The organism is Streptomyces pseudogriseolus, from assembly GCA_002154585.1.
GTDB lineage: Bacteria > Actinomycetota > Actinomycetes > Streptomycetales > Streptomycetaceae > Streptomyces > Streptomyces pseudogriseolus.
The window spans coordinates 1-25,420 of record MUNG01000141.1 but is presented as its reverse complement, the minus strand read 5'-3'; the positions used below and the strand labels follow the sequence as shown (position 1 = coordinate 25,420).

Here is a 25,420-nt window from a genome sequence, read left to right as displayed (position 1 = left end):
CTCACTTGTCCTGCGCGAGTTCGTACGTCCGGTCCTTCTCGGGGACGCCGGTGTCGCCCCCGGGGCCGACCAGCGCGAGCCGCACCCGCTGGGCGAACGACTCGGCGTAGGTGATGCGCTGGGCGTCGAGGGTGGACAGCGCGAAGGTGATGGGGACGGCGTCGGCGGGCCCGCGGCGGTCGTCCTCGTCGGGCTGGAGGGCGGTGAGCCGGCCGACGTCGAGGACCTTGGCGTGGGTGACGATGATCTTCGACTGGTCGGGGTCGCCCTCGCGCTGCCCCTCGAAGGTGGCGTACACGTTGACCGTGGAGCCCGGGGTGATCTTGCCGGCCACGCCGGTGGCCGCGTCGATCATGATGGCGACCTCCTGCTGCCCCGGCTGCAGTTCGGGCCGGTCGACGATCATGTCGGTCTGCAGCAGCGACCCCTCGCGCAGGGTGGTGACGGCGATCTTGCCGCGGATGTCGTCGAGGTCGGTGACGGCGTTGTCCGACAGCCACCGCTCGGGCATCTCGATCCGCTCGAACTGGTCGGCGCCGAGGGTGGTGTAGGGCGCGATGTCGGTCCTCAGCCGGTAGGCGGCGACCTCGGGGCCGACCTTGGAGCGCACGTCGTTGATGACGGAGAGCACGCCGGCGAACGCGCCGAGGGCGCACAGGACCGACAGGAGGATGAGTATCACGCCGCGGCGCTGACGGGAGTTCATGAACCGTGCAACCTCGTTGGGGGGTGGCGGTCGAGCGGGACGGTGCGGGCTCGTGCGGTGGACGGACGGGTCACGTGCGTCGGGTGAGGGCCGGTCTGGCCTCGGGGGCGGGCGGGGTGGCCGAGCAGAACACGCAGCGGTCGCCGATGACGTCGATGCCGCACCAGTGGCAGGCGCCGCGCCGTACGGACGTGACCAGTTGGTAGAGCACGGACAGGTCGGGCAGGTAGGTGCAGAACTCGACGAGCTTGCCGGTGCCCCACCAGCGTCCGGACTCCGCGGGCAGCGGGGCCTCGCGCAGGCCCTGCACCCGCCAGGCGGGGGCCAGGGTGGTGGTGACCCAGTCGGACGGGAGCTGGCCGCGGGCGACGAGCATCCAGGTGCCGAACTCGGGTCCGTCCAGCCTGGCGTCGGGGCCGAGGCGGACGAGCTGCGGCTGGGGGTGGGCGAGGACGGCGAACTGGCTGCCGGGCAGCCAGGACTTGGCGTGCTGCTTGAGGTCGACGGGGATCCGGTCGAGGCGGGCGACGGAGCCGAGCAGCGCCCCGGCGTGCAGGTAGTGGGTGAGCAGGCGGCCGGCCGAGGCGAGCACGCCGGGCCCGAGGTCGCAGGAGGCGAGCTGGCGCAGCTGGCGGGCCAGCACGGCGACGGCGAGCGGCGGCAGGTCGGGGCGGAACAGGGCTATCCGGTCGCTCTCCAGGAGGGAGCGCAGGGTGTGCAGCCGCCGAAGGACCGACTGCGGGGTGGCCGTGGAGCACACGACGACGACATGGCCGTGCGCCTCGACGACCGCCTGGAGTTCGGTCAGCACCTGGTCGAGCGGGCGGGTGTCGACGTCGCGCAGCACGACGGCGGGCAGGGTCCGTTCGTCGTGCGCCGGCAGCGCCATGTCGGCGCCGGTCACGGCAATGGCAGTTGGCACGCGCGGCTCCCCGTTCTCCCCATGCCCGTCGGCCCACCGGGTGTTACTCCGGCGCACCCTCGTGACTTCACTGCGTGACTACCTCAGCACTGTATCCGCGGGTCTGTGACCGGAGAACAGCCTTTGAGCAGCCGACGCGCAACTCCTGGCACACACTTCGCTCCAAATCGGGACAGGCCGATCATCTCGCCGGTCTCGATACGGCACCGACCGTGCGGGTTCGGTGCACCCGGCTTGACGCCGGACCCGCTCCGGGTCCCCTGCACCACGCTTCCCACCCGTCCGCCGCCCTACTCCGGCTCGGGCGCCGCCGTTTCCGGTCTGGACCTATTGACAACGCGATTGGTCTGGACCACGGTGTGGGCATCAACGGTGGCCACCGTCGCTTCCCCTCCCCAACTCCCCCACCGGAGGCCCCAAGTGGACCGCGTACCACGCATGCCCGGACGCGGCGGACGCCCCTGGGCGGTCGCCCTCGTCTCCGCCCTGACCCTCGCCCTTCCCCTCGCCGGCGCGGGCCAGGCGAGTGCGGCCGACGTCAACAACGCGAAGAACGCCGGGTTCGAGTCGGGCCTGAGCGGCTGGACCTGCTCCGCGAACAGCGGCAGCGTCGTCTCCTCGCCCGTGCACGCCGGCTCGGCCGCGCTGAAGGCCACGCCCGCCGGGCAGGACAACGCCCGCTGTTCCCAGACGGTCGCGGTACGCCCCAACTCCACCTACCGGCTCACCGGCTGGGTGCAGGGCGGGTACGCCTACCTGGGCGTGACCGGCACCGGCACCACGGACGTGTCCACCTGGACCCCGGACTCCTCCTCGTGGAAGCAGCTGTCGACCAGCTTCTCCACGGGCTCCACCACCACGTCGGTGACGGTCTACACCCACGGCTGGTACGGCCAGCAGCCCTACTACGTGGACGACCTGTCCGTCCTCGGCCCCGACGGGGGCGGCGGGGGCGACCCGGAGCCGACGGTCCCGGCCACCCCGGCCGGCCTGACCGTCTCCGGCACGACGGCCACCTCGGCGACGCTGACGTGGAACGCGGTGTCCGGCGCGACCGGCTACACCGTCTACCGCGACGGCACCCGGGTGACCGCCGTGACCGGCACCTCGGCGACCGTGACCGGGCTCGCGGCCAACACGTCGTACTCCTTCCAGGTGGCGGCGACCAACGCGGCCGGCGAGTCGGCCAGGTCGGCGGCGGTGTCCGTGCGCACCCGCGAGGACGGCGGCAACGAGGGCGGTGACCTGCCCCGGCACGCGGTGACCGGCTACTGGCAGAACTTCAACAACGGCGCGGCCGTGCAGAAGATCTCCGACGTCCCCAACCAGTACGACATCATCGCGGTCGCCTTCGCCGACGCCACCGGCACCCCGGGCGCCGTCACCTTCAACCTGGACTCGGCGGGCCTTGGCGGCTACACCGTCGACCAGTTCAAGGCGGACGTCCGCGCCAAGCAGGCGGCCGGCAAGAAGGTCATCATCTCGGTGGGCGGCGAGCGGGGCACCGTCTCCGTGAACGACTCCGCCTCGGCGACGAACTTCGCGAACTCGGTGTACGCCGTGATGCAGGAGTACGGCTTCGACGGCGTCGACATCGACCTGGAGAACGGGCTCAACGCGACCTACATGACGCAGGCGCTGCGGTCGCTGTCCGCGAAGGCGGGCCCGTCGATGATCCTGACGATGGCGCCGCAGACCATCGACATGCAGTCGGCGTCCAACTCGTACTTCCGGACCGCGCTGAACGTGAAGGACATCCTCACGGTCGTCAACATGCAGTACTACAACAGCGGTTCCATGCTGGGCTGCGACGGCAAGGTCTACAGCCAGGGCTCGGTGGACTTCCTCACCGCGCTGGCGTGCATCCAGCTGGAGAACGGCCTCGACCCGTCACAGGTGGGCATCGGCGTGCCGGCCTCGACGCGGGGCGCGGGCAGCGGTTACGTCGCGCCGTCCGTGGTGAACGCGGCCCTGGACTGCCTGACCCGCGGCACCAACTGCGGCTCGTTCAAGCCGTCGAAGACCTACCCGGGTCTGCGCGGCGCGATGACCTGGTCCACCAACTGGGACGCCACGGCGGGCAACGCCTGGTCCAACGCGGTGGGCCCGCACGTCCACGCCCTGCCGTAACCGGCGCGTCTCCCCGCACCGCCCCTGTCCGGCTCACCGGGCAGGGGCGGTCGGCGTTCCGCGCGCTCAGCTGATCCAGACCAGGACGCCGTCCCCGTCACGGGCCGCCGCGCGCAGGAACACCGCCAGGGCCTCGTAGTGGGCGGTCACCTCGTCCACCGGCTCGCCGCGCTGCCAGACGACCGTGGGATAGATGTCGGCCTCGGCCAGGTCGGCCGGGGTGACGCCCTCGGTCAGCCGGGCGGGAGGCGTGGCGTCGACGGCGTCGGCGGCGGCGCGGACCTGGGCGGGTGTGAGGCACCGGGGCGGCCCGTAGCTCCACTCCTCCGCCCCGGGTATCTCCTCCTCGCCGAAGACGATGTCGACCGGGAAGCCGATGCGCCGGAGCAGGAAGTCGAGGGCGTGCCACATCTTGTCGGTGTCGAAGCGGCGCGCCCGGTCCCACGGCAGCTCCTCGTCCCACTCCTGCTCGGTCAGCTCCCGGACGCGCCGGTACGCCCAGTCCGGGTCGCCGACCGCGCGCTCGAACTCGGCGGCCGTCAGGCGCGCGTACTCTCCGATCATGCCCACGGCTGCTCCCGGTCAGGTCGACGGACGGCGCTCGTGCGCGCCGGTGAAGGACGCGGTCATCCTGACAGCGGCCACTGACAACGGGCGGCGCGCGCCCCGCCCGGCGCCCCATGAGACGTGTCCGACGCTCTGTGAAACGTGTCCGGCGCCACATGAAACATTTCTCCGGGCCCACCGCATCAATGAGGTGAGAGCGGTTCGGTGAGCGTGACGGGGGACGGCGGATGAGGCAGCGGCGCACGGAGGACTACGCGGAGTTCGCCTCCGCGCGGGCGGGTCACCTGTACCGGTCCGCGTGCCTGCTCACCGCCGGGGACACGCACCTCGCCGAGGACCTCGTACAGGAGACGTTCGGCCGGCTGTACGTCCGCTGGGGCCGCGTCTCCCGCGCGGAGAACCCGGCCGCGTACGCGCAGACCGTGCTCACCCGCACCTTCCTCGCCCACCGGCGGCTGCGCAGCAGCCGGGAGCGGGCGACCGACACCTTCCCCGACCTGCCGGGCGCCGGCGACGGCGACGCGCCGCTGCGGCTGACGCTGATGGCCGCGCTCGCCCGGCTGCCCGCCAAGGACCGTGCCGTCGTCGTCCTGCGCTACTGGGAGGACCTCTCGGTGGACCAGACCGCCGACGTGCTGAACGTCAGCTCGGCGGCCGTGCGCACCCGGTGCGTCCGCGCGCTCGGCCGCCTGCGGGAGCTGCTGGGCGAGGACGTCCACGAGTACTCCCGCCCCTGACAGCGGCTCCAGGCACCCCTTCGATCTTCGACCCCGTACCTCACCCCCGTGGAAAGGGTGGTTCGTCATGCCCGAGAACCAGCACACCGACCTCTTCGAGGACCGGTTCGCCACAGCGCTGCGCGACACCGGCCACAGCTTCCGTACCGACGACCCGGCCGCCCTCGTCACCGGGGGCAGGGTGCGCGGACGCCGCGCCCAGCTGCTGCGGCGCACCGCCGTGCTGGGCGGTGCGGCCGGTGTCGCCCTGGTCGGGGTCGGCGGGGCGCTGCTCCTGCCGGGCGGCACGCACGACGACCCCCGGCGGACGTCGGCGGCCGCGGGGCCGGCCAGGACCGCGAGCCCGTCGGCGAGCGCCTCGCCCGCCGCCGTCTCCTTCACCGGCGACGACATCCTGCGGTCGCTCAAGGAGCTGCTGCCGAAGGGCACGTACAGCGAGGAGGCGGCCGAGGGCACGGGGTCGATGATGCCTCCGCACGCGCACGTGGTGTTCGACGACGGCAAGGGCGCGGCGGCGATCGGCCTGAGCCTGAACCGCGTGGAGCCGGGCAGCGAACAGGCCCGTCAGGTGACGACCTGCCCGGACAAGGCGTTCGTCGACCACGACGGCTGCACCTCCACCCGGCTGCCCGACGGCTCCCGGCTGATGCTGTTCCGCGGCTACGAGTATCCCGACCGGCGCGTGGACACCAAGCGGTGGACCGCCGAACTGGTCACGCCCAAGGGCCAGCACGTCTCGCTGAGCGAGTGGAACGCCCCTGCGGAGAAGGACGCCCCGGTGTCGCGTCCCCAGCCTCCGCTGTCCGAGGCGCAGATGAAGAAGGTCGTCACCGCCGGCGTGTGGCGGCGGGTCGTGGACGCCATGCCGGCAAGCCCGAAGCCGTCGGTCACGAGTGAGGTGCCCCCGCAGGGCGTGCCGGCCGGCTCGGCCGGCGACACGCTGGTCTCGCTGCTGCCCGACGGGCTCACCGTGACCGACAGGGGCGGCGAGGGCGACTACGCCTTCCTCGTCGTCGACGACGGCCAGGGCGGGAGCCTCGTCCAGATCAACGTGCAGCCCGGCATGTCGGACGTGGCCGGGCAGCTGTTCGGGGACGCGGAGAAGCTGCCCGACGGCAGGCTGGTCACCACCCGGAAGTCGCCCGGGGAGAAGGGCGCCGAGGGCGTCGTCATGTGGACCGCCGACACCCTGCGCCCCGACGGGCTGCGCGTCGTCGTCAGCGCCTTCAACACGCCCGCCCAGCACCAGGACGCCACACGCGACGCCCCCGCGCTCACCCTCACCCAGCTGCGGGAGATCGCGCTGAGCTCGAAGTGGGACGCGGGGGCGTGAGCCGGCGGCCGGATCGGCGGACCGGTCAGAAGAACTCCGACCAGGGCTGGTCCCAGATCTGCTTGACCGCGAGCACCAGGAACAGCAGGCCCGCGACCGTCAGCATGCCGTTGCTCAGCGGGCCGTTGCGCCACTCGCGCGGCGTGCGGGAGGAGTTGAGCAGCCACAGCAGGGTGAGGGCCAGGAACGGCATGAAGGCCGCGCCGAGCACGCCGTAGATGATGATCAGGCGGAACGGCTCGTCCTGGAACAACAGGATCATCGGCGGGAAGGTCAGCCACAGCAGGTACGCGCGGAAGGTCCAGGAGCGCTCCCGGCGCCCGGAGGCCAGCTCGTCGGCGCGCGCCTGCCGCTCGCCGCGCTGCCGGGCGAGGAAGTCGGCGAACATCAGGCTCACGCCGTGCCAGACACCGATCAGGGAGGTGAAGGAGGTGGCGAAGAAGCCGATCAGGAACAGCGTGCCGGTGGCCGAGCCGTACCGGTCCTCCAGGATGTCGCCGAGCTGGATCAGCCCCTGGTCGCCGCTGGAGATGGCGATGTTCGCCGAGTGCAGCAGCTCCGCGCCGACGAAGAGCATGGCGACGACGAAGATGCCGGTGGTGATGTAGGCGACGCGGTTGTCCAGCCGCATGACCTTCATCCAGCCGGTGTCGGTCCAGCCCTTGGCGTTGACCCAGTAGCCGTAGGCGGCCAGCGTGATGGTGCCGCCGACGCCGCCGATCAGGCCGAGGGTGTTGAGGACGGAGTCCTTCTCGTCGGGCAGCACGGGGAGGAGGCCGGCGAAGGCGTCGCCCAGGTTGGGCGTGACGCGGACGGCCAGGTAGACGGTCACCACGAACATGACGCCCACCAGGGCGGTCATGACCTTCTCGAACACCGCGTACTTGTTGAACCAGACGAAGACCAGGCCCACCAGGCCGCAGGCGATGCCCCAGTACTCGAGGTCCATCACGTCCGGGAACAGCGCCTGGAGCGGCAGCGCGCTGGACGACATGGCGGCGGCGCCGTAGACGAAGCCCCAGATCACGGCGTAGACGGCGAAGAACCAGGTGGTCCAGCGCCCGAGGCCGGCCCAGCCGTCGAACAGGGTGCGCCCGGTGGCCAGATGCCACCGTCCGCACGCCTCGGCGAGGGAGATCTTCACCAGGCAGCCGACGACGGCGGCCCACAGGAGGGTGTAGCCGAAGTTGCTGCCGGCGATGAGGGTGGCGACGAGGTCCCCGGCGCCGACGCCGGTCGCTGCGACGACGATGCCGGGGCCGATGTAGCGCCAACTGGACCTGCGCGGCTGAGGGCCGGGCCCGTCCTGCGCACCGATGTCCTGGGTGTTTCCCGTGGTGTCCGCCATGAGGTCAAGAAAGCGGACGGGTGCCGGTCCCACAAGAGGGCGTGCCGGGATCTTCACCGGTTCCCCCTGGCGGGACCGACAGCGGGGTCAGGCGCGGTCGGCGGCCTCGGCCTTGTCCTCGGCCTCGTCCTTCGCCGACGTCTCGGCGGGTTCGTCGTCCGGCGTGTCCGCCGGCTCCTCGGCGCCGTCCTCGAAGTACTCGTCGAGGACCTTGTCCAGGGCGTCGTCCCACTCGGCGAACCGGCGGCGCGAGTCGGCCTCGATCTCGATGGGGTACCAACGCCGCTCGGGGGTGTGGACGGTGACGGTGTACCGCTTGCCGAAGCGGGCCGTCTCCGTCTCCACCGCGCCGATCTCGTCCCAGCGGAACTCGCACTCCTGGTCGTCCAGCCTCAGCCGCACGCCGCGGTGGTCGGCGACGATGGCGGCACGGCGGTCGGACGCCTCGAAGACGGGGCCGTCGGGGGCGGGTTCGGGCTCGCCGTCCCCAATCTCCTCGGAGACTTCGGCGGCCTTCACGGCTTCGGCTTCAACTTCCGCTTCGGCTACGGCTTCGGAGGCCGGGGAGTCCGCGGACTCCCCGGCCTCCGTGGCCTCGTCCGTACCGGGCGCGGTGAGCCCGGGGATGAAGGCCGGGTCGAACCCGGCGCCCTCCAGGGGCTTGCTGCTGCTCGAACCTATGCGCTGCTCCACACCGCAGGAGTATGGTCGACGAACCTGTGCGCGTCACAGCCAGCCCCGACTTCGTTATCAGACGCCTACACGGGAACCACGGCTCGCGCGCGTCACTCGTCCATGAACACGATCCTTCGCGAGGGCGCCGACACACCACCCGCGCCCGCAGTCGTCGCGGCGCGGCCGGCCGGTACGGCGCGCTCGCGTCCCCAGGCGCGGATTTCCTCGATCTGCTCGGGGTTCACCCTGCTCAAGGGCACCGTGTTGGCGAAGGTGTCCAAGAGGAAGGACGGTTTGAGCTGGTCGGCGCCACCGCAGCGGAACGCCTCCTCGCCCACGTCGTGCAGAGTCGATTCGATGTCCGAGCCTGCGAAGCCCTCGGACATGTCGACGAGTCGGTCCAGTTGCTCGGGCTCGGGGTCGATCTTCAAGTAGCGGCGGAAGTAGAGCTCGATGATCTCCCTGCGGTCCTGACTGTCAGGCAGGTCGACGAAGAACAGTTCGTCGAACCGGCCCTTGCGCAACAACTCAGGCGGCAGGCTGCGGATGTCGTTGGCGGTGGCCACGACGAACGCCCGCGAATTGGACTCCTGGAGCCAGAACAGGAACTGCCCGATGATTCGCTGCGGCACACCGGACATGTCGTCCTTGCCCGCGAGCCCCTTCTCGATCTCGTCGATCCACAGAATGCAGGGGGCGACTCGGTCCGCCATGGCGAGGGCCTCCCGGAACCGGCCCTCGGACTCACCCAGGTACTTGCCATGAATGCTGGCCATGTCGAGCCGGTAGAGCGGAAGCTGCCACTCGTGCGCGATGGCCTTGGCGGAGAGGGACTTCCCACAGCCGGGCACCCCCACCAGCAGCACTCCCCTGGGCGGCCGCAGCGCCGACTCCCGGAGGTCGGCGTGCATCATGCTGTGCTTGCGGCTCAGCCACTCCCGCAGGCTGGTCAGTCCACCGACGGTGTAGTCGCTCTCCTTCAGCTGGACACGTTCGAGGCCGGTGAGATCGCTGAAGATGCGGTCCTTGGCCTGGGCGAGACCGAGGACGTCGGCCTTGGCGATCGACCCCTTCGCCGCGATGGTGGCCATGAGGTTGATGCACTCGGCCTCGGTGACACCGCTCAGGAACTCGGCGGCACGGCGGGTGTCGTTCTCGTCCCACTCGATCGGAATGTGTCCCCGGTGGTCGGCCAGAAAGCCGGCGAGGGTGCCGTACATCTCCTCGGCGTCCGGCAGATCCAGTTGAAGACTCATTCCGAGCCGCTGGAGCCCGCTCCAGATGGGCGCGTCCGTGATCAGGACGATGCTGCCCATGTTGTTGTCGGCGAGCCGGGCGAGTTCGGCGATGTGCCGGGTGACGGGGGTGTCGTCCTCCAGGTGGTCGGGGTCGACGAAGACGACGGTCGCGTTGGCGCGGCTGCTGAACTGGGCGGCGGCGAAGTCCATGGCCCCGGTCAGCGAGCGGTCGTCCTGCACCGGCGCGTTCGTACGCAGGTCACGCAGGCCGGTGGCTCTGGTGTAGATCCAGAACGGCATGCTGCTGCGACGCGGCTGGAGTGCCGCGTCCCTGAGAAGGCGGAGTGCGCGTTGCTGCTCGATGGTGCGCATGCCGATCACTGGGACACGGGCGGAGATGTAGCTGTCCAGGTGGTGGAGGCTTTCGGTGTAATTCGACATGCGAGCCTTCGGATCGGTGGTCGGTGCCTGTGCGCCAGTCCGCTCGTGCTTCAGTCCGTGATGACGCGGCGGCGAGGGCGGTCTGCGGCGTGTGTCCGTGCCCATGGGTCGGCCGGGCCGGCGACCGAGGGCGTGAGCGTTTCCGTCAGTGCGTTGTCGCGCAGGGTGCGGCGACGTTGCTCCACCCAGCGTGGGTCGGAGCCGTTCGCGGCGGCCAGGTGGTCCAGCCTGCGTTCCAGTTGCTGCTGGAGATCCGTGATCTGGCCGTCGACCAGTTCGGTGAACCTCGTTCGGAGCGACTCGGGCAGGCCGGGATGCCCGGCCATCGCCCGTACCGTCCGCAGTCCTGCCCGCGCCTGGGCCAGCTCGCGGCCGGCCGAGAACTCGTCCGGGGCCGCGAGCAACGCCTCGGTCAGCCGCTCGGCCCAGGCCGTCAGCCGCGAGTCGAGGGCCTCTCCGAGATGGAGAACCAACCGTTCCCACGTCTCGCCCGGGAAGTCTTCCTGGGCCAGCCGGGGCAAGGCACCGGGGTCGAGGTTTTCCTCGGCGGACCAGCGGCGCAGGAAGTCCACCCAGGTCTCGTAGAGGCCACCGTGCCCCCAGTACGTGCTCACGCCGTGCCGCCCGGTCTGCGGACGACGGTCTCGCCGGGCGGAAGGGGCTCCCAGTCGGGCAGCCCCTCAGCGATCTTGCGCACGCGGCTGGTGGCGCGTTCTCCGGCGGGCATGCTCGAGGGGCTCCATGGCATGCCGGCGACGGGGCGGCCGGGCGTCGACCACTGCGGGTCCCCCGGGGGCCTGCGGGGCGGAGGCGGGGCAGCCGGGTGCCGGCCGGGTGCGGTGTTCATGAGGCGGTTTCCTCCTTGGCCACGGTCCGGCCCTCGAACGGCGAGCCGCTCTGAGAGGCGGTGGCGAGGGACTTGATCAGTTCCCGGCACTGTGGCTCGACGGCGTCGGCGGCGCGGACCTTCGTGTTCCAGTCGGTGAGTTCGGCGGACGCCGCACGCAGGTGGTGCAGGGACTCCAGCTTGGCCTGCTGGAGAATCTGACGGACGCTGTCCTGAAGTCGTTGCGCGGCCTGTGCGCCGTTGCGCAGGACGAGCCCCCAGACACCGCCCACGACCGCGGCGGTGACCAGTGCGGTGGGCATGGAGATGAGCCCGACGATCAGCAGAATGCCGGCCAGCACCATGGCGAGGGGCGCCGCCTTCTTTCCCCAGGGGTAGGCGTAGGCAGCGATGAACGGTTCCATGTGCTGGTCCCAGTGGGTGGCCAGTGAGCGTTCCAGCTCGTCCAGCGGCTGAGCGAACGACCCCTGCCAGGCCGGCAGCTGGAAGGTCTTGGCGGCCACTGTGTACGAGGTGGCGAACTGAGCCTGCACGTCCTGCGGTACGGCCGCCCGGTAGTCACGCGTGAAGCCGGCGTGCGCCTGGAGGAACCACTCCTGGCAGGCGGCGACGGAGAGCCTCTGGGTGGCCGGGGAGGTGCCGATGGCCGCCGGATTGAGGGCGGCGGTGGTCTGCACGGTCAGATAGTCGAGGGTCTCCTCGTACGAGGCGGAGTCCGCGTCGGCGGCGTGGCGGGCCGCGTCCAGGTCACCGCCGTGATCGATCACCGCCTGGTTGAATGCCAGGTCGCGGCGGAGCGGCAGTTCCTCGTTGTCGTACTCGGACACGAGCCGGTCGAGGATGTCGTCGACCGCGTCCTCCAACCGGTCCGAGGGCTGGAACTCGCGTCCCATGATGGTGCGGTACTTGTCGAGTACCGCCTGCTGGGCGCGGGCCCGGGCCAGCACCGCGTCCAGCTGCGGCCACTGCGGGCAGACCTGGACGAGACGAGGAAACTCGGCGGCCGCGGTGGGCTGCACGAGCGACTCGATCTCCTCGCGCCAGCGGTCGATCTGCTTCTGCTGGCCCTCTGTGCTGTCCATGAGCGTCTCGCGCCAGCCGGCCAGGGTGCTGTTCAGCAGCTCACGTCCGGCGGCCCCGAACGCGCCCTGAGCGATGGACTCCAGGATGACCGCGAACTCCCGGCCGAGCTCCGCCGGATTCTGGGCGAGCAGGTAGTGGCGCAGCCAGCGCACCGACGCCTCCCTGCGGTTCTGGCGGCGCAGGACCAGGGCGAAGAACAGAGAGGTGCGGTCCGGTGAGCGGCGGAATGCCTCCTCCACCGCCTTTTCGCACAGCGTGCGGTCGTCGGCCGACCAGGACGCGAGTGCCACCAGGGCGGGTGCCAGCCAGTAGCGGGGCGTCTGGATCACCAGCTGGTCGCCGACCGTGCGGACGCTGTCCTCGGACACCAGCCCCAGGTCGAACGCCTGGAGCATGCCGACCGCGGTGCGCCGCACGGTCTTGTGATGGCCGAACTCGTGGTCGACCTGGTCCTGGAGCGTGCCGATGCGAGTCTCGGCGCGCTGAACGTTGGCGGTGAGCTGAGCGGTACGGACGAACGCCAGGAACTCGTCGCGGAGCGCCTGGAGTTCGGTGCGCGTCTGCTGCTGGTTGGCTTCCACGGCCTGAACCTGGCCGGACACGGAGCCGACCTGTTCGCTGAGCCGGACCACGAGGTTGCTGACCTGCTGCACCTTCTGATGCAGCGCGTAGTCCACCTCGGACATTCGGTTCTCCGATCACATGGGTCTGTCACATGGTCACGCGATGCTGGACGTGCGAGGACTTACGGGCGCACTACCGTCCCGTCGTCGAGGACCGGCAGGAGCAGTCCCCCGGAGTAGACCTCGACGAAGGCGTAGCCGCCGGAGCGCACCAGCATCCGGGCGCCCGAGAAGGGCTCGGGGACGGGGTCGGACGGGGCGAAGTGGCGGACGATGACCTGGAACAGGTTGAGCATGTGGTCGACGTAGGGCGGGCCGAGGTAGCAACGGGCGAAGAAGCCGAGCGGAACTTCGCCGTACCTGGCCCGGTACTCCTCACCGATCGACGCGGCCAGCTGCCTCCGTGCGTGCTCGTCCAGGCCCGCGTCGAGGCGGCCGACCGCGTCCCGCAGGCCTTGCGGGCGAGGGGTGAGGCGCTCGCGGCGCAATGGCGCGGCGGGGCCGGGTGCGCCGACGGTGCGGCGGGGTGAGGTCCCGGGCGCGGCGCCCGGGGTTGCGCGACGCAGGGCGTCCGAGGATGTGGACGGCGTCACGGCCGCGCCGCCCGGCTGCACGATGCGCCGAGGCCGCTCCAAGTGGCTCATTCGTCCCCCGACTTGAGCTGAGTGTTCCGCAGAAGGAAGAGAGTAGTGACGTGTCGTCAATAGTGCCGCCACTTAAGCGATTTGACACGTCGTCGGCCCGACGCGGCCCGGAACTCAACCCGTTTCCGACCGGTTCACCCGGGTCACGGCCCGGCGCGGCTGACACACTGCCCGTCATGGGGTCGATCTACACGTTCATGGCGGGCATCAACGACTACCGGGCCGACATCGCCACGCCCCTGACGGGTTGCGTCAACGACGTCACCGAGGCCCACCGGCTCGTGGACGCCCGGACCGCGGGCGGCGCAGAAGTGCGGACCGTGCTCAACAGCGCGGCGACCGTGGCCGCGGTGGAGGACGGGATCCGCACCTTCCTGGGGGAGGCCGGACCCGGTGACACGGCGCTGTTCTGGTTCTCCGGCCACGGCTCGCAGACGGTGGCATCGGGCGCGGATCTGCTGATCGAGGCCACCGGGTGGAACCAGGCGCTGGTGTGCGCGGACGGGCCGCTACCGGACAAGCGGCTGGGTGCGCTGCTCGACGCGGTGGCGGCGCGTGGGGCCCATGTGGTGGCGGTACTGGACTGCTGCTATTCCGGAGGCGCCACCCGGGACAACGTCCCGGAAGGGCTGACCGTGCGGTCCGCGCCGCCGCTGCCGGGCTGGCGGGCCGTGGCCGGGCGAGAGCCGGTGTTGCCCGAAGGGCCGCCGCGGCATGCGCTGCTGGCGGCGAGCAGGCTGGACGAGTTGTCCTACGAGGGAGACTTCGGAGGGCGGCGGCACGGGGCTTTCACGCACGCACTGCTGGGCGCGGTGCGGGCGGCCGGTCCGGACGCCACCTACCGGCAGCTGCTGGCCGCGGCCGGTGCGCGGGTGCAGCGCTCCGGCCGGCGGCAGCGGCCGGTGCTGTTTCCTGAGACACCGGGCAGCGTCGCGGACCTGCCGTTCCTCGGGGGCGCGGTCGCCGGTGCCGTCGGTGAGCACCTGCTGCGGTTCGCGGCGGACGGGTGGGAGGTGGACTGCGGCACCGGCCACGGGCTGCGCGCCGGAGAGGGCGCCGAGGGCACGGAGTTCGGCGTGCTCGGGCCGCGGGGGACGGCGCCGGGCACCGTCGTACGGGCCCGCTCGGTGCGCACCGAGCGGACGCTGGTGGACCCGGTCGGCTGGGTTCCCGACCCGGAGCGGGCGTACCCGGTGAGCCTGACGGCGCTGGCCACCCCGCCCGCGACGGTGAGCGTCGACGACGCCGGCCGGCCCGGGGCGGCGGCCCGGTTGCGGGCGGCGGTGGCGTCGTACGGACCCGGAGGCGGGCCCGCGCCGCTGGTACGGGTCGTGACGGCCCCCGAAGAGTACGGGGATCTGCACATCAGGGTGGTGGTGCGGGACACCACCGCGCGGTTGTCGGGCCGGGACGGCACCGAGTTCGTCGGGCCGCTGCCGTTCGCCACGGACGGTGACGCCGCTCGGGTCGTGGACTGCCTGTGCCATCTGGCCCGCTGGCATCAGTTGCGGGATCTCACCTCCCGGCCCTCGGTGCTGGACAACCTGGTGCAGGTGGAGGTGGTGCCGTGGGACTCGGCCGACGGCCGCGCCCTCGTGCCGGACGGGAGCGGTGACCTGGTCTTCCGGTACGCGCCGGAGGGCGGGCCCGGGCCGAGGGAGCCGTGGGTCTCCATCCGGCTGCGCAACCGCTCGCCGCATCGCTCGCTGTGGTGTGTGCTGCTCGACCTCACCGACCGTTACGCCGCCGACCCGGTGCTCTTCCCCGGCCACTTCATCGGCCCCGGCCACACCGGGTACGCCCTGGACGGCGACCCCGTTCAGCTCTCACTGCCGGCGGGCCGGCCCGTCGTGCCGGGCGCCGAATGCCGGGAGTGGCTCAAGCTCATCGTCTCGGAGAACGAGTTGAGCACCGCCCCGTTCCGGCTGCGGGCGTGGGACCCGGACGGCCGGGGCAGCCGGCACTCCGACGCCGCCGGCCATCCGGCAGCCGACGCGGTGCTGCGGTTCGACGCCCGGGCGACATCGGCCGGCCCTCGGGACGCGGGCCCGGTGGTGCAGGGCGCGCCCGGACGCTGGGCGACCCGCACCTTCGGCGTGCGCACGATCGTGCCGTCCCTGCCTGCGGCTACTGGCCGAGGTGTGTGAAGCCCGCCCAGGCGCTCAGGTCGTCCGGGTCGATGTGCCGGGCCCGTTCGGCGAGCCGGGCGGGCAGGCCGGGGGGCAGTTCACGACCGGGGTCCAGCATCCACTGCTGGGCCCGGCGCAGCGCGTTGGCGGGAGGTTCGCCCTCGATGCGCAGGTAGTGGTGGGTCAGGAACATCAGGACCGAGGTCGCGTCGTCCGGCACCGGCCACAGTGAGCCGACGACCGAGCGCGCGCCGGCCACCAGGAAGGCGGTCGCGAGGCTGTACGCCTCGTTGTGTCCGCGCCCCGACACATGGCTGCGGCAGGCTGCCAGCAGCACCAGTCCGAGTCCGGCGCGCCCGCCTCCGCCGACCGCGTCCGTCAGCTCCTCGGCCGACAACTCACCGCCGTGCAGTGACAGATAGGCGGTGCGGCCGCCGGTGCGTGCGATGGAGGCGTGGCAGGCGAGGTGCAGCACACCACCCTCCACCGCGTGGTCCGGGTCGTCCGGGTCCGCACCGCTCAGCCAGGACAGCACCTCCTGCGGGGTCCCGGGCCCGTCGGCGGTGCCGTTCTCGCGCCGTCCGAGGAACCGGCCGTGCGGATAGAAGGCGCGCTGCACGGCGTCGGCCTCCGCACCCGCCCAGCCCAGATCTCCGGTGGGGTTGCCCACGACGAGCGCTGCTGACGAGTGCGGTGCCTTCGGCCGGGCGGCCACCTCGCACAGCAGACGCGCGGATGCGGCGTACGAGATCTCCGCCTCGTGCAGCGCGTACCGGCGCCGTCCGTCGGACCCCAGCTCCCAGGCCGCGTGCCAGGGCACCAGACCGAGCGTCCCCATCGGCACGAACACCAGCCGGGGCGCACGCCCGGTCCGGGTGGCGAAGACGTCGAGCAGCGGCCGCACGCCGGCGTACCAGGCCCACCCGCACAGCCGGTCGAGCTGCTTCCGCAACGACGGATGCTCCGGTCGGCCCCCTCCTGAGACCCACCCGGGAACAGGCCCCATGTCCCGCCCGTCCGGCGCGGGCTCGCCCAGCCGCACGGTGTTCGTGGCCGGCGCGTGGACGTACTCGCGCAGTGGGGCCGCGTCCTCGGTGAGAGTCGGCAGGGGTACGGAGTGCACGACACCGCTGGTGGTGACGACGACGGCCGTACCGGGGGTGTCGTCGTCCGCCGGGACCAGATAGACAAGGGCGTCCTTGCGCAGGGTGCGCAGGGCGGCGGCGATCTCGTCCGGGGCCGGAGGCTGGAGCAGGCGGTCCTGCAGCAGGTCGCCGCCCGTGAGCGCGGCGAGGACCCGGCGGCGCAAGGCGCTGGGGACGGACAGCGGCGCCTGCATCGCGGCGAGCGGGTCGGTCGGGCCGGCTGCGAGGCCCGCGGCGTGCCACTCCTCGGCCAGGGCGTCGTGACCCGCCGCGACGAGACGTTCGGGCACCGTACGGGACGTGGTCGCCGCGTGCAGGACGAGGCCGCGGCAGGCGTCGAGAGCCTGGACAGCCTCGTCGAGGGCGTTGTCACGCAGACACCAGCCTGCGACTTCGAGGGCTGACGTGGTGGCCTGTTTCACGGCCTGCGCGGCATGCTCGGTGCCGGACTGCGTCAGCGCCGCCCAGGCGTGTCCCCGCAGCGCGTCGAGCCCGATGCGGCGGGCCGCGCCCTTGTCGTCGCGGCGCATCTCGCCCCGGGCCCGGTAGGCGCGGGCGAGGGCGAGTCCGCCGGCCGCGTAGAGGCGGTGTTCGGGGCCGCCGACTGCCTCGAAGGCGGTCTCGAGCAGGGTGATCCCCTGGGCGAGATGGCGGGCGCGGGCAGGTGGCAGGAGCTGCACCGCGGCCAGCGCGCAGTGGCCGAGGCCCAGGCAGTGGGCGTAGCGAAGCCAGCTGTCGCTGCCCTCGTCGACCAGGCCGTACGCCTCCTGGAGCAGTTCCATGGCGTCCGTGAGCCCGGTCGCGTCCTGGGCCCGCATGAACCGGCTGATGCCGTTGTCACCGAGCACCCAGGCCCGGTGGTCGCGCGGGAGTTCGCGTGCCGCGCGTCGCAGCTGGGCCACCGAGGGGCGCCCCATCAAGGGCGGTGCGTGCGGCGCGCCCCGTTCGTCGGCGAGGCGGTCGCGGACCGAGCGGGCGTTCTCGATCAGCGTCCACACTTCGATGCGCGCCGTGTCGTCGGGGTCGAGGTCCGCGTGCACGGCGAGCATCTGGGCGATGTGGTCGTCGGCCGCCGCGAGGTCGCCGCGCCGGACGGCGGCGTGGGCGTCGAAACCGGCCTGTTGGGCGGACATGACCCGGCGGTGGTACGGGGTCATGCGGGGGTCGTCGCGCAGTCGGCGCCACAGCGCGCCGGCCGTCTCCATGTCGTCGGCGGCGCCGGCGGTCTGTCCACGGTGGTTCATGGCCGCGAAGCGGACCAGGTCCATGCCGTGCCCGAGCCCGTCGTCCGCGCCCCCCGCCGCGCCGGCCGCCTCGGCCTGCGCGAGATGGTCGAGGACCGCGTCCATGCCGAGGCCCGAGCCGCTGAGCTCCTCCCGCAGCCGGAACTGGGCGACGACGGCGTGCGCCTTGCGCTGCCACGCGGGATCGTCGTGCCCGTGAGCGAGGACGGTGTCGATCAGCTCCGCCTTCCGCGCCCCGCTGACGTGCGTGCCGTGCGGGTCGAGAAACATGACCTGGGACAGGAGGTTGAGCGCGAGGAGCGCGCGCTCGGCGCCCGGCTCCACGGAGGCGAAGCCCTCGTACATCCGGTCGAAGGTCGACGCCGCCCAGTCACCGGTGGGGCCCATGCTCCGGTAGATGCCGGGGAAGTCGTCGTCGGTGTCGCTGAAGTTCAGGAAGCCGCGCCCCTCGCCGAGGTCGTTGAGCAGGCCGACATAACTGTCCCGGGCGTTCTCGACGCGCATCGCCTCCGGGATGCTCTCCGGCGATTCGGGGGTGATGCCATGGTCCTGCTCCAGGGTCATCCAGGCCCAGGCGCCCAGCATCGGGGCGATCCTGCGCAGACCGAAGTCGAACTCCTCGTCCCGCAGCACCAGCGCGCAGGCCTCGGTCACGTCGTGCAGCCGCCGCGGGTCGGGGTCGTCCCGGTAGCGGCCCTGCTGGAACGCGGCCAGGAACAGCGCGGTCAGGGTGACCACGCCGTCGCGTTCCGGCACCCAGATGTCCACCGCCCGCCGGATCAGCGCGATCGCCCGGTCCTGGCCGGCGCCGTCGCCCCGCGCGGCCGCCCGCTCGTACAGCAGCCGTCCGAAGCTGTCGAGGAACACCGGGGTGAGCCGTTCGACGTCGGCCGGGTCGGCCAGCAGCCCGGTCAGCTCCGCCTCGGCCGCCGCGGCGTGCGCCTGATCCTTCCAGTGGCCCCAGATGAGAAAGCGGATGAGGGCGCTGCGGATCCCGGCGTCCCAGGCCCAGGACGGCTGCTGCCCGGTCGCCTGCCGGGCCTCGAGCAGCGCGGTGCCGAACTCCTCACGGGCCTGCTCCAGCACGTCCCGGTCGGTCTGTGCCCGCCCGTGCACCATCAGGGCCAGGCCCAGGCTGTAACGGACGAAGGGCAGATCGCTGGTGGGCAGTCCGGCATCGAGCACCGCCTGGTAGTGGACGGCAGCGGCCTCGGCGTCCGCCGGGTCGCACACCAACTCGTGTCGCTCCAGATGGAGATACCCCCGCGCCTCCGCCAGCGAGACCGCGTCCTCGCTGCCGGGCTCCACCGCGTCGGCCGCCTCCTCGTGCAGACGCAGGGCCTCGTCGAGAAGGCCGACGCGCTGCGGGACGGGTCCGTCGCAGTTCATGTAGCGCAACTTGGCGCACACCGCGAGCAGGAGCCGCCCCACGTCCCGTACGGCGTCGTAGTCGTCGTCCGCGGGCAGCGCCGCCATGCCTTCGGTGAGCAGTGCCCAGACCGCCTCCATCAGTTCCGCGCCGGGTTCGCTGTCGTAGTGGAAGGCCCGGACGTGTCCGAACGCGATCCGCCAGGCCGCCCAGTCGCCGTCGTCACCGGGTGTCCTGAAGGCGAGTTCGAACGCCTGCGCAGCCAGCTGGAGATCGTCCGCCCCGTCCTCCGACAGCAGATGCAGCCGGTAGCTGAGTTCACCCGCCAGTGCGCACAGCGCGGGCGCCTCCGGATCGTCGGAGGCCAACGTGGACAGGGTGTCGAGGATTTCTTCGCGCCGGGCTCGGAGTTCGGTGACGAACACGTCGTCCGGGCGCGGGGCTTCTACGGTCACGGGTCGGGCTCTCCAGAATCTCCGGGACGCACGGCGTCAGGGCGCGAGTTGGACGTGGTACGGCATCAGGGCCGAGTTGAGCCAGTCCCGCCCCTCGGCCGTGTCGAAGTCCACGGCGCCCTCTTCCTCGCAGTGCAGCGTCCCGGGACGGCAGCGGTCGCCGAACAGCACCACCGTCCGGTCCGCCGGTTCCCGCTTGGACGACCACACCATCCCTTGCGCCCATGGCTCGGTGTGACGGCGGATCCAGTGCGCCCAGTCACGGGTGTACGGGTATTCCTGGGCTTCGGCGTGGACGAGCCAGGTGTCCTGGTGCACCGCGGCCAGGTCCTGCGCGCTCATCAGCGGCAGCACGCACACGTCGGCGGTGAGCCGCAGCGTGCTCAGTCGGCGCCCCTCAACGGCAGCGCGTTGCAGCAGGCGGGGGCCTCCGAAAGGGTCGAAGGGCAGCGAGCGCAGCAGCGTCTCGCAGACGGCGGCGGCCGCGCTCAGTCCCGCGTACAGGTAGCCGTAGGGTTCGTGCCCCGTGGCGTCGAAGCGGCCGCCCCCGTACAGGCAGTGCGCGGGCCGGGGGTTGAAGTCGGTGGCGGCGCGGTGGGAGCCGTGGACGCGGTACAGCTGGGTGCCGCGGGACAGCATGACCTTGCCAGGGGTGCCGGTGAGCACCTCGGGGGGCCGGTAGTTGGGCACGGCTAGTCACTCCCCACAGAACACGGCACGGCTAGTAGTCACTCTCCATGAGGAACCGTGCGACCTCGACGAGCTGGCGATCCCGCCCGCTGCCCAGCAGCCGGGCCGGACGGGTGCCGAGCCACGCGTTGGCGGAGAGCCACCAGTCGGCGGCACCCCAGGGATCGTGGTCGGCACCCAGCAACGCGTTGACCTCCAGAACGGTCAGCCAGGGCAGGGTGTCGTCGGAGAACTGGAAGCAGGGCAGGCGGATCCGGCCGCCGGGGCCGCGCAACCGGATCAAGTCGGGTGAGTACGGGGAGCCGCCTCGCCGCTCGACCGTGTCCGGGTCCAGTGCCGGCTCCGCGAGCAGCCGTTCACGCACCGGGCCGAGAACCGGCCCGACCATGTGGTGGCCGTCCATCAGCAGCACAGCCAGATCTTCGGTGGTGAACCCCTGTACGGTCGGAGGTCCGCCCGCGGCGTCGTGGACGGCGACGAGCCGGGCCTGCGCGCCCTCCCCGAACTCGTCCGGCAGCCGTTCCCGCAGCAGAGAGGCGGCCCGGGCCGCGGCACGGCGGCCTGCTTCACCCTGCTCCGGAGCGCGTGCCACGGCGAGCAGCTCGGCCAGCCGGTCACGGACGTCCGGTCCGAGCCGCGCGGAGAGACGGCCCCAGCCTGCCGCGGCGGCGGCCAAGGTGACCTCCGGATCGAACGGAGGCTCCTGGTCCATCGGTGATCCCATCACTTCTCCCCCGCAGTGGTCAGCAGCCGTTCCAGCAGATCGGCGCGGGCATGCCGGCGTACGACGAAGTGGATGTCCCAGTCGGCGCCGCGCGCGAGTTCGGCTTCGACAGCAGCCCACAGGGCGGCGAAACTCTCCAAGGGGGTCAGGCCACCGCGCCCGGCGCCGAGCAGCGGCAGACAGACCGACCGCAGTGGCGGATCGCACTCGGGGGACTCCTCCGCCATCAGCGCGAAAACCCGGGTCACCCCCCGGGTGATGTCGGACGGCTGCACTTCGTAGTCGTTCGTCTCGGGGCGGGGCACGGCCACGGCCACGTGGTAGATGCGTCGGACGTTCTGTGCTGTCAGCGCGCCGGAGGAGGTCACGGCGACGGTCCCGGGCGAGGCCGCCCGGCCTCTGGTGCCGTGCCGGGCGGCCCACTCCCCCAGCTCGTCGTGGATCGCGTCCTCGACGAGTCCCCCGGTGGGGTCGCGGCGCGCTCCCGCGCGGCGCAAAGTCGCGGAAACCGACGACTTGTACGGCGCGGGCAGCGCGAAGTAGGTGTTCGAGGGGGAGACGACGACGTCGATGTCCCGCAGCAGGTCCACGGAGTGGACGTGAAGGGTGACGGGCACGGTGCGGCGGTCGAGGCGGACCTGCAACAGCCGGTGGACGGCGGGGAGCCCGGCGCGGGTCAGTGGCTGCTCCGCCGCCTGGCCCTGCTCTCGGCCGGCGTACTGCTCGGCGACCTGCACGATCTGTTCCGCGACCTGGCCGAGGACCATGAACTCATGGTGTTTGCGGAAGCGTTCGACGCTCACCCCGTACACCTGGGCGGCCCGACGGCGCCGGTCGGCGGACGGCCAGTCCCGGGTGCCCTGGGCAAGGCCCAGGCTGTATTCCGCAGCGGTCTGCAGGGTGCCGCCGCCCATACGGGAGACGGCGAGCCGTAAAACCCGCTCCACCGGCCCTGCTGCTACCTCGCCGTCACCCCGCGGTAGTTCACGCGCGACCTCGGCGAGGACCGGCAGGGCGATGTCACGCAGTCTGACGACTCCGGCTCGTCGCACCTTGCGCACCTCCGCGAGGACCGTTCCGTGATCGAGCGGGTACGGTTGCGGCGACGGCATGGCGATCAGCATCGCACCGGCGCCACAGGCCCCACAAGCCCGTTCCGTCCTTCCATTGCAGCGCACCGGCCGGTCGTCAACGGGTCGGATTCGGGGCGCGTGCGGGGCGACGTCGCCCCGCACGCGGGCACCACCGTCTGCTCACACCACCAGGCTCAGCGCCGCCGCGACGACGAACCCGGCGACGGACAGCACGCTCTCCAGTACCGTCCACGTCTTGAGCGTGTCCCGCTCGCTGATGCCGAAGTACTTGGCGACCATCCAGAAGCCGCCGTCGTTGACGTGCGAGGCGAAGATGGAGCCCGCCGAGATGGCCATGATGACCAGCGCGACGAACGCCTGCGAGTGGTCGCCCTCGGAGAGCAGCGGCGCCACGATGCCGGCCGTCGTCACGATCGCCACCGTCGCCGAGCCCTGCGCGACGCGCAGCACCACGGAGATCAGGTAGGAGAGGACGATCACCGGGAGGCCGACGTCGTTGAAGGTGTCGGACAGTGCCTGGGCGACCCCGCTGCCCTTGAGGACGGCGCCGAAGACGCCGCCCGCGCCGACCACCAGCAGGATGTTGCCGACCGGCTTGAGCGAGGAAGTGGACACGGTCTCCAGGGACTTGCGGGACCAGCCGCGCCGGATGCCGAGCAGGTAGTACGCGAGGAACAGGGCGAGGGTGAGGGCCACGAAGGGGTGGCCGAAGAACTCGATGACCGAGCGCAGGGTGGACTCGTCCAGCGCGATGGAGGAGAAGGTCGCCGCGAGGATCAGGATGAGCGGCGTGCCGATGATGCCGAGGACCGTGCCGAGCGGCACCGGCGTCTCGCGCGGCTGGACGCCCGACGCCCGCTGTTCGGCGGCGACGGCGTCCTTGGCCTCCTGGGCGGCCTCGACCATGTCCTGCGGGACGGCGACGAAGATGCGCTTGCCGATCCAGGCGGAGTAGACCCACGCGGCGGCGACGGCCGGCAGACCGCAGACGACGCCCATGAGGATGACCCAGCCGAGGTCGACGTGGAGCAGTCCGGCGGCGGCCACCGGGCCCGGGTGCGGGGGCAGGAAGGCGTGGGTGACGGAGAGTCCGGCGAGGAGCGGGAGGCAGTAGAGGAGGATCGACTTGCCGGAGCGCTTGGCGGCGGCGTAGACGATCGGGGCGAGGACGAAGATGCCGACGTCGAAGAAGACCGGGATGCCGAAGATGAGGCCGGTGAGGCCCATCGCGAGGGGTGCCCGCTTCTCGCCGAACAGCCCGAGCAGCCGGCCCGCCAGCACCTCGGCGCCGCCGCTGACTTCGAGGATCGCGCCGAGCATGGTGCCCAGGCCGATGATGATCGCGACATGGCCGAGGATGCCGCCCATCCCGGACTCGATGGTGGACACCGCGTCCGACCGCTGGACCGTGCCGAAGAGTTCGGTGACCGACAGGCCGGCGAGCAGGCCGACGGCTATGGAGACGCCGAGCAGCGCGACGAACGGCTGGAGGCGGACCTTGATGATCAGGAAGAGCAGCAGCGCGATGCCGATGGCGGCCACGGTGAGCAGGCCCGCGGTGCCGTCGATGAGGAGGAGCAGTCCTCCGGTGTGCGGTGGTGTCTCGGCGGGCGCGGATGCGGCGAGCGGGAGGGACGGAAGGGACATCGGGAGGTCCTCTGGGTAAGGGCATGTCTCGGGGGGTCTGGGGGGTGTCCCCCCAGAAGGCACAGCCGGGCAGGGGGGATCGCGGCACGGCGTCCCAGGGGTGCGGGACACCGTGCCGTGATGTCGTACGGCGGTGCGGTGGGGGGTGCGGCGCGGGTCAGCCGAGGACGGCGAGCGCGTCGATCTCGATGAGGAGGCCGGCGGGCAGACCGACGTAGACGGTCGTGCGGGCGGCGGGCGGCTGGGTGAGGCCCTGCTCCTCGAAGTAGGTGTTGTAGATGTCGTTCATCTCGGCGAAGTGGTCCACGTCGGTGAGGTAGACGCGGATCATCATCACGTCGTCCCAGCTCGCGCCGCCCTCTTCGAGGATCGCCTTGACGTTGGCGAGGGTCTGGAGGGTCTGCTCGCGCAGGGTCGGACCGGCCGGCGTGGGCGGCTTGCCCTCCTCGGCGGGCAGGAAGCCGACCTGGCCGGCGACCTGGAGGATGTTGCCCTTGCGGACGCCGTGCGAGAACTTCGCGGGCGGGGTGGTGTGGGTCTTCGGGGTCAGCGCGACTTTCTCGGTCATGCGGGGGTGTCCTTACTTCGGTTCTGCCGGGGTACGGCCGGAGTACTCGCCGCTGATGGCGTCCGCGGTACGGCGCACCAGCGGGAGCAGGGTGAGGAGTTCGTCGGCTGTGACGACGACGTTCGGCGCGGAGACCGACATCGCGGCGACCACCCGGCCGTCGGCGCCGCGGATCGGCGCGGCGACGCAGTTGATGGACTCCTCGTGGCCGCCGAGGTCGGTGGCCCAGCCCTGTTCGCGCACCTTGGCCAGCTCCTGGAGGAACGCGGCCGCGTGGGGCGTCGAACGGGACGTGTACATGGGGTAGTCGAGCTTCTCCGCGAGGGCGCGGCGCTCGTGCTCGGGCAGGTCGGCGAGGAGCAGCTTGGCCACGGCGGCGACGGTGATGGCGACCGGCTTGCCGATGCGGGAGTACATGCGGACCGGGTAGCGGCTCTCCACCTTGTCGATGTAGAGCACCTCGTTCTCCTCGTACACGGCGAGGTGCACGGTGTGCCCGCAGGTCTCGTTGAGGCGTACGAGGTGGGCGTGGGCGATCTCGCGCACGTCGAGGTTCTCCATCGCCTCCTGGGCCAGGGCGAAGAGGCGGGCGCCGAGGCGGTAGCGCTGGTCGGACTGGCGGTAGACCAGGCCGTGCTCGTGGAGGGTGCGCAGCAGGCGCAGGGCCGTGGACTTGTGCACGCCGAGGCGGTCGGCGACCTGGCCCAGGTCGGCGGGGCCCTCCGCGAGCAGCGGAAGGATGCTCAGGGCGCGGTCTACGGTCTGGCTCATGGGGTGCGTGCCTCCTCTACGGCCTCTGCGTCGGCGTCTGTCCAGCCGGGGCCGAGTCGCAGTCTCTCCCACGCGGGGTCGTCCAGGGCGGCGGCGGTGAGGTGGCCGTGGCGGAGACGGGTTTTCAGCGGCAGGTCGCGGAGGGTTGCGGAGAGGAAGCCCGCTGCGAAGGCGTCGCCTGCGCCGGTTGTTGCTACTACGTCGACGTTCAGAGCCGGGGCCGTTGCGGCTGGGCGGGGGGTGTTGTCGCAGCCCGGCGACTGCGGGGTGCCGTCGCGCCCACCCTCCCC

The 25,420-nt window shown here is 71.8% G+C and carries 21 protein-coding genes; 4 read left to right on the top strand and 17 right to left on the bottom strand.

Annotation, left to right across the window (positions count from 1 at the left end; genetic code table 11):
* Position 1: 1 nt before the first annotated feature.
* Complete coding sequence (gene cpaB, locus CCN29_RS14390) at positions 2–706, bottom strand: Flp pilus assembly protein CpaB (protein WP_006132100.1); 705 nt, start codon at positions 704–706, stop codon at positions 2–4.
* A gap of 70 nt (positions 707–776) precedes the next feature.
* On the bottom strand, positions 777–1,595 hold the full coding sequence (locus tag CCN29_RS14385) for a hypothetical protein (RefSeq protein WP_228731411.1): 819 nt from the start codon (positions 1,593–1,595) through the stop codon (positions 777–779).
* 471 nt (positions 1,596–2,066) lie between these two features.
* On the opposite strand from CCN29_RS14385, the gene CCN29_RS14380 reads away from it, so the two are divergent.
* The gene (locus CCN29_RS14380) at positions 2,067–3,758 is read left to right on the top strand and encodes a chitinase (RefSeq protein WP_442538372.1); all 1,692 of its coding nucleotides are present in this window, start codon (positions 2,067–2,069) and stop codon (positions 3,756–3,758) included.
* 66 nt (positions 3,759–3,824) lie between these two features.
* On the opposite strand, the gene CCN29_RS14375 is transcribed toward CCN29_RS14380, so the two are convergent.
* Positions 3,825–4,322 (bottom strand): YfbM family protein, encoded by a 498-nt coding sequence (locus CCN29_RS14375; RefSeq protein ID WP_239012057.1) that lies wholly within the window; start codon positions 4,320–4,322, stop codon positions 3,825–3,827.
* Between the two features lie 230 nt (positions 4,323–4,552).
* Here CCN29_RS14375 and CCN29_RS14370 point away from each other — a divergent pair, with 230 nt between their 5' ends.
* Positions 4,553–5,062, top strand: coding sequence for a SigE family RNA polymerase sigma factor (locus tag CCN29_RS14370; RefSeq protein ID WP_031017012.1), 510 nt, complete (start codon positions 4,553–4,555; stop codon positions 5,060–5,062).
* A gap of 67 nt (positions 5,063–5,129) precedes the next feature.
* Positions 5,130–6,395 (top strand): hypothetical protein, encoded by a 1,266-nt coding sequence (locus CCN29_RS14365; RefSeq protein WP_086682268.1) that lies wholly within the window; start codon positions 5,130–5,132, stop codon positions 6,393–6,395.
* 25 nt (positions 6,396–6,420) lie between these two features.
* Here the strand turns inward: CCN29_RS14365 and CCN29_RS14360 are convergent, their stop codons facing one another.
* The 6 genes from CCN29_RS14360 to CCN29_RS14335 form a co-directional block, all read right to left on the bottom strand.
* A complete protein-coding gene (locus CCN29_RS14360) occupies positions 6,421–7,743 on the bottom strand; it encodes an Nramp family divalent metal transporter (protein WP_086682264.1) in 1,323 nt (440 codons plus the stop codon).
* An 87-nt stretch (positions 7,744–7,830) separates the two neighbouring features.
* Positions 7,831–8,436, bottom strand: coding sequence for a hypothetical protein (locus CCN29_RS14355; protein ID WP_086682262.1), 606 nt, complete (start codon positions 8,434–8,436; stop codon positions 7,831–7,833).
* Positions 8,437–8,528: 92 nt separating this feature from the next.
* Positions 8,529–10,097 carry an AAA family ATPase gene (locus CCN29_RS14350; protein WP_086682259.1) on the bottom strand — a complete coding sequence of 523 codons (1,569 nt, stop codon included), beginning with the start codon at positions 10,095–10,097 and terminating at the stop codon, positions 8,529–8,531.
* 50 nt (positions 10,098–10,147) lie between these two features.
* Entirely contained in the window at positions 10,148–10,711 is a 564-nt protein-coding gene (locus tag CCN29_RS14345; RefSeq protein ID WP_086682256.1) for a hypothetical protein, read from the bottom strand.
* A gap of 229 nt (positions 10,712–10,940) precedes the next feature.
* Entirely contained in the window at positions 10,941–12,713 is a 1,773-nt protein-coding gene (locus CCN29_RS14340) for a hypothetical protein (RefSeq protein ID WP_086682253.1), read from the bottom strand.
* Between the two features lie 59 nt (positions 12,714–12,772).
* Positions 12,773–13,294 (bottom strand): hypothetical protein, encoded by a 522-nt coding sequence (locus CCN29_RS14335; RefSeq protein ID WP_031017021.1) that lies wholly within the window; start codon positions 13,292–13,294, stop codon positions 12,773–12,775.
* A 176-nt stretch (positions 13,295–13,470) separates the two neighbouring features.
* Here CCN29_RS14335 and CCN29_RS14330 point away from each other — a divergent pair, with 176 nt between their 5' ends.
* Positions 13,471–15,441, top strand: a complete 1,971-nt coding sequence (locus tag CCN29_RS14330) for a caspase family protein (RefSeq protein ID WP_086682250.1) — start codon at positions 13,471–13,473, stop codon at positions 15,439–15,441.
* On the opposite strand, the gene CCN29_RS14325 is transcribed toward CCN29_RS14330, so the two are convergent.
* The 8 genes from CCN29_RS14325 to CCN29_RS14290 all read right to left on the bottom strand — a co-directional run.
* Positions 15,422–19,636, bottom strand: a complete 4,215-nt coding sequence (locus tag CCN29_RS14325) for a CHAT domain-containing protein (protein WP_086682247.1) — start codon at positions 19,634–19,636, stop codon at positions 15,422–15,424. The two genes, CCN29_RS14330 and CCN29_RS14325, sit on opposite strands and share 20 nt — an antisense overlap.
* Positions 19,637–19,672: 36 nt before the next feature.
* Positions 19,673–20,326, bottom strand: coding sequence for an RES family NAD+ phosphorylase (locus tag CCN29_RS14320; RefSeq protein WP_006132116.1), 654 nt, complete (start codon positions 20,324–20,326; stop codon positions 19,673–19,675).
* Positions 20,327–20,357: 31 nt separating this feature from the next.
* The gene (locus tag CCN29_RS14315; protein ID WP_228679031.1) at positions 20,358–21,050 is read right to left on the bottom strand and encodes a hypothetical protein; all 693 of its coding nucleotides are present in this window, start codon (positions 21,048–21,050) and stop codon (positions 20,358–20,360) included.
* Positions 21,050–22,162: a macro domain-containing protein gene (locus CCN29_RS14310; RefSeq protein WP_031060452.1), complete on the bottom strand. Its 1,113-nt coding sequence runs from the start codon at positions 22,160–22,162 to the stop codon at positions 21,050–21,052. The genes CCN29_RS14315 and CCN29_RS14310 overlap by 1 nt, the downstream gene beginning before the upstream one ends.
* A 141-nt stretch (positions 22,163–22,303) precedes the next feature.
* On the bottom strand, positions 22,304–23,791 hold the full coding sequence (locus CCN29_RS14305; RefSeq protein WP_006132119.1) for a GntP family permease: 1,488 nt from the start codon (positions 23,789–23,791) through the stop codon (positions 22,304–22,306).
* A 157-nt stretch (positions 23,792–23,948) separates the two neighbouring features.
* Positions 23,949–24,359 carry a RidA family protein gene (locus CCN29_RS14300; protein ID WP_006132120.1) on the bottom strand — a complete coding sequence of 137 codons (411 nt, stop codon included), beginning with the start codon at positions 24,357–24,359 and terminating at the stop codon, positions 23,949–23,951.
* Between the two features lie 12 nt (positions 24,360–24,371).
* Positions 24,372–25,130 carry an IclR family transcriptional regulator gene (locus CCN29_RS14295; RefSeq protein WP_006132121.1) on the bottom strand — a complete coding sequence of 253 codons (759 nt, stop codon included), beginning with the start codon at positions 25,128–25,130 and terminating at the stop codon, positions 24,372–24,374.
* Positions 25,127–25,420, bottom strand: a 294-nt coding sequence (locus CCN29_RS14290; RefSeq protein ID WP_442538371.1) for a PfkB family carbohydrate kinase, incomplete at its 5' end; no start/stop codon positions are given. The genes CCN29_RS14295 and CCN29_RS14290, both read right to left, overlap by 4 nt.

What these genes read in the sequence shown, in the direction of transcription:
- CCN29_RS14360 (WP_086682264.1), bottom strand. Translation starts at nt 7,743, where the DNA reads ATGGCGGACACCACGGGAAACACCCAGGACATCGGTGCGCAGGACGGG.
- CCN29_RS14305 (WP_006132119.1), bottom strand. Translation starts at nt 23,791, where the DNA reads ATGTCCCTTCCGTCCCTCCCGCTCGCCGCATCCGCGCCCGCCGAGACA.
- CCN29_RS14365 (WP_086682268.1), top strand. Translation starts at nt 5,130, where the DNA reads ATGCCCGAGAACCAGCACACCGACCTCTTCGAGGACCGGTTCGCCACA.
- CCN29_RS14385 (WP_228731411.1), bottom strand. Translation starts at nt 1,595, where the DNA reads ATGGCGCTGCCGGCGCACGACGAACGGACCCTGCCCGCCGTCGTGCTG.
- cpaB (WP_006132100.1), bottom strand. Translation starts at nt 706, where the DNA reads ATGAACTCCCGTCAGCGCCGCGGCGTGATACTCATCCTCCTGTCGGTC.
- CCN29_RS14330 (WP_086682250.1), top strand. Translation starts at nt 13,471, where the DNA reads ATGGGGTCGATCTACACGTTCATGGCGGGCATCAACGACTACCGGGCC.
- CCN29_RS14315 (WP_228679031.1), bottom strand. Translation starts at nt 21,050, where the DNA reads ATGGGATCACCGATGGACCAGGAGCCTCCGTTCGATCCGGAGGTCACC.
- CCN29_RS14300 (WP_006132120.1), bottom strand. Translation starts at nt 24,359, where the DNA reads ATGACCGAGAAAGTCGCGCTGACCCCGAAGACCCACACCACCCCGCCC.
- CCN29_RS14375 (WP_239012057.1), bottom strand. Translation starts at nt 4,322, where the DNA reads ATGATCGGAGAGTACGCGCGCCTGACGGCCGCCGAGTTCGAGCGCGCG.
- CCN29_RS14295 (WP_006132121.1), bottom strand. Translation starts at nt 25,130, where the DNA reads ATGAGCCAGACCGTAGACCGCGCCCTGAGCATCCTTCCGCTGCTCGCG.
- CCN29_RS14370 (WP_031017012.1), top strand. Translation starts at nt 4,553, where the DNA reads ATGAGGCAGCGGCGCACGGAGGACTACGCGGAGTTCGCCTCCGCGCGG.
- CCN29_RS14380 (WP_442538372.1), top strand. Translation starts at nt 2,067, where the DNA reads ATGCCCGGACGCGGCGGACGCCCCTGGGCGGTCGCCCTCGTCTCCGCC.
- CCN29_RS14350 (WP_086682259.1), bottom strand. Translation starts at nt 10,097, where the DNA reads ATGTCGAATTACACCGAAAGCCTCCACCACCTGGACAGCTACATCTCC.
- CCN29_RS14340 (WP_086682253.1), bottom strand. Translation starts at nt 12,713, where the DNA reads ATGTCCGAGGTGGACTACGCGCTGCATCAGAAGGTGCAGCAGGTCAGC.
- CCN29_RS14335 (WP_031017021.1), bottom strand. Translation starts at nt 13,294, where the DNA reads ATGAGCCACTTGGAGCGGCCTCGGCGCATCGTGCAGCCGGGCGGCGCG.
- CCN29_RS14310 (WP_031060452.1), bottom strand. Translation starts at nt 22,162, where the DNA reads ATGCCGTCGCCGCAACCGTACCCGCTCGATCACGGAACGGTCCTCGCG.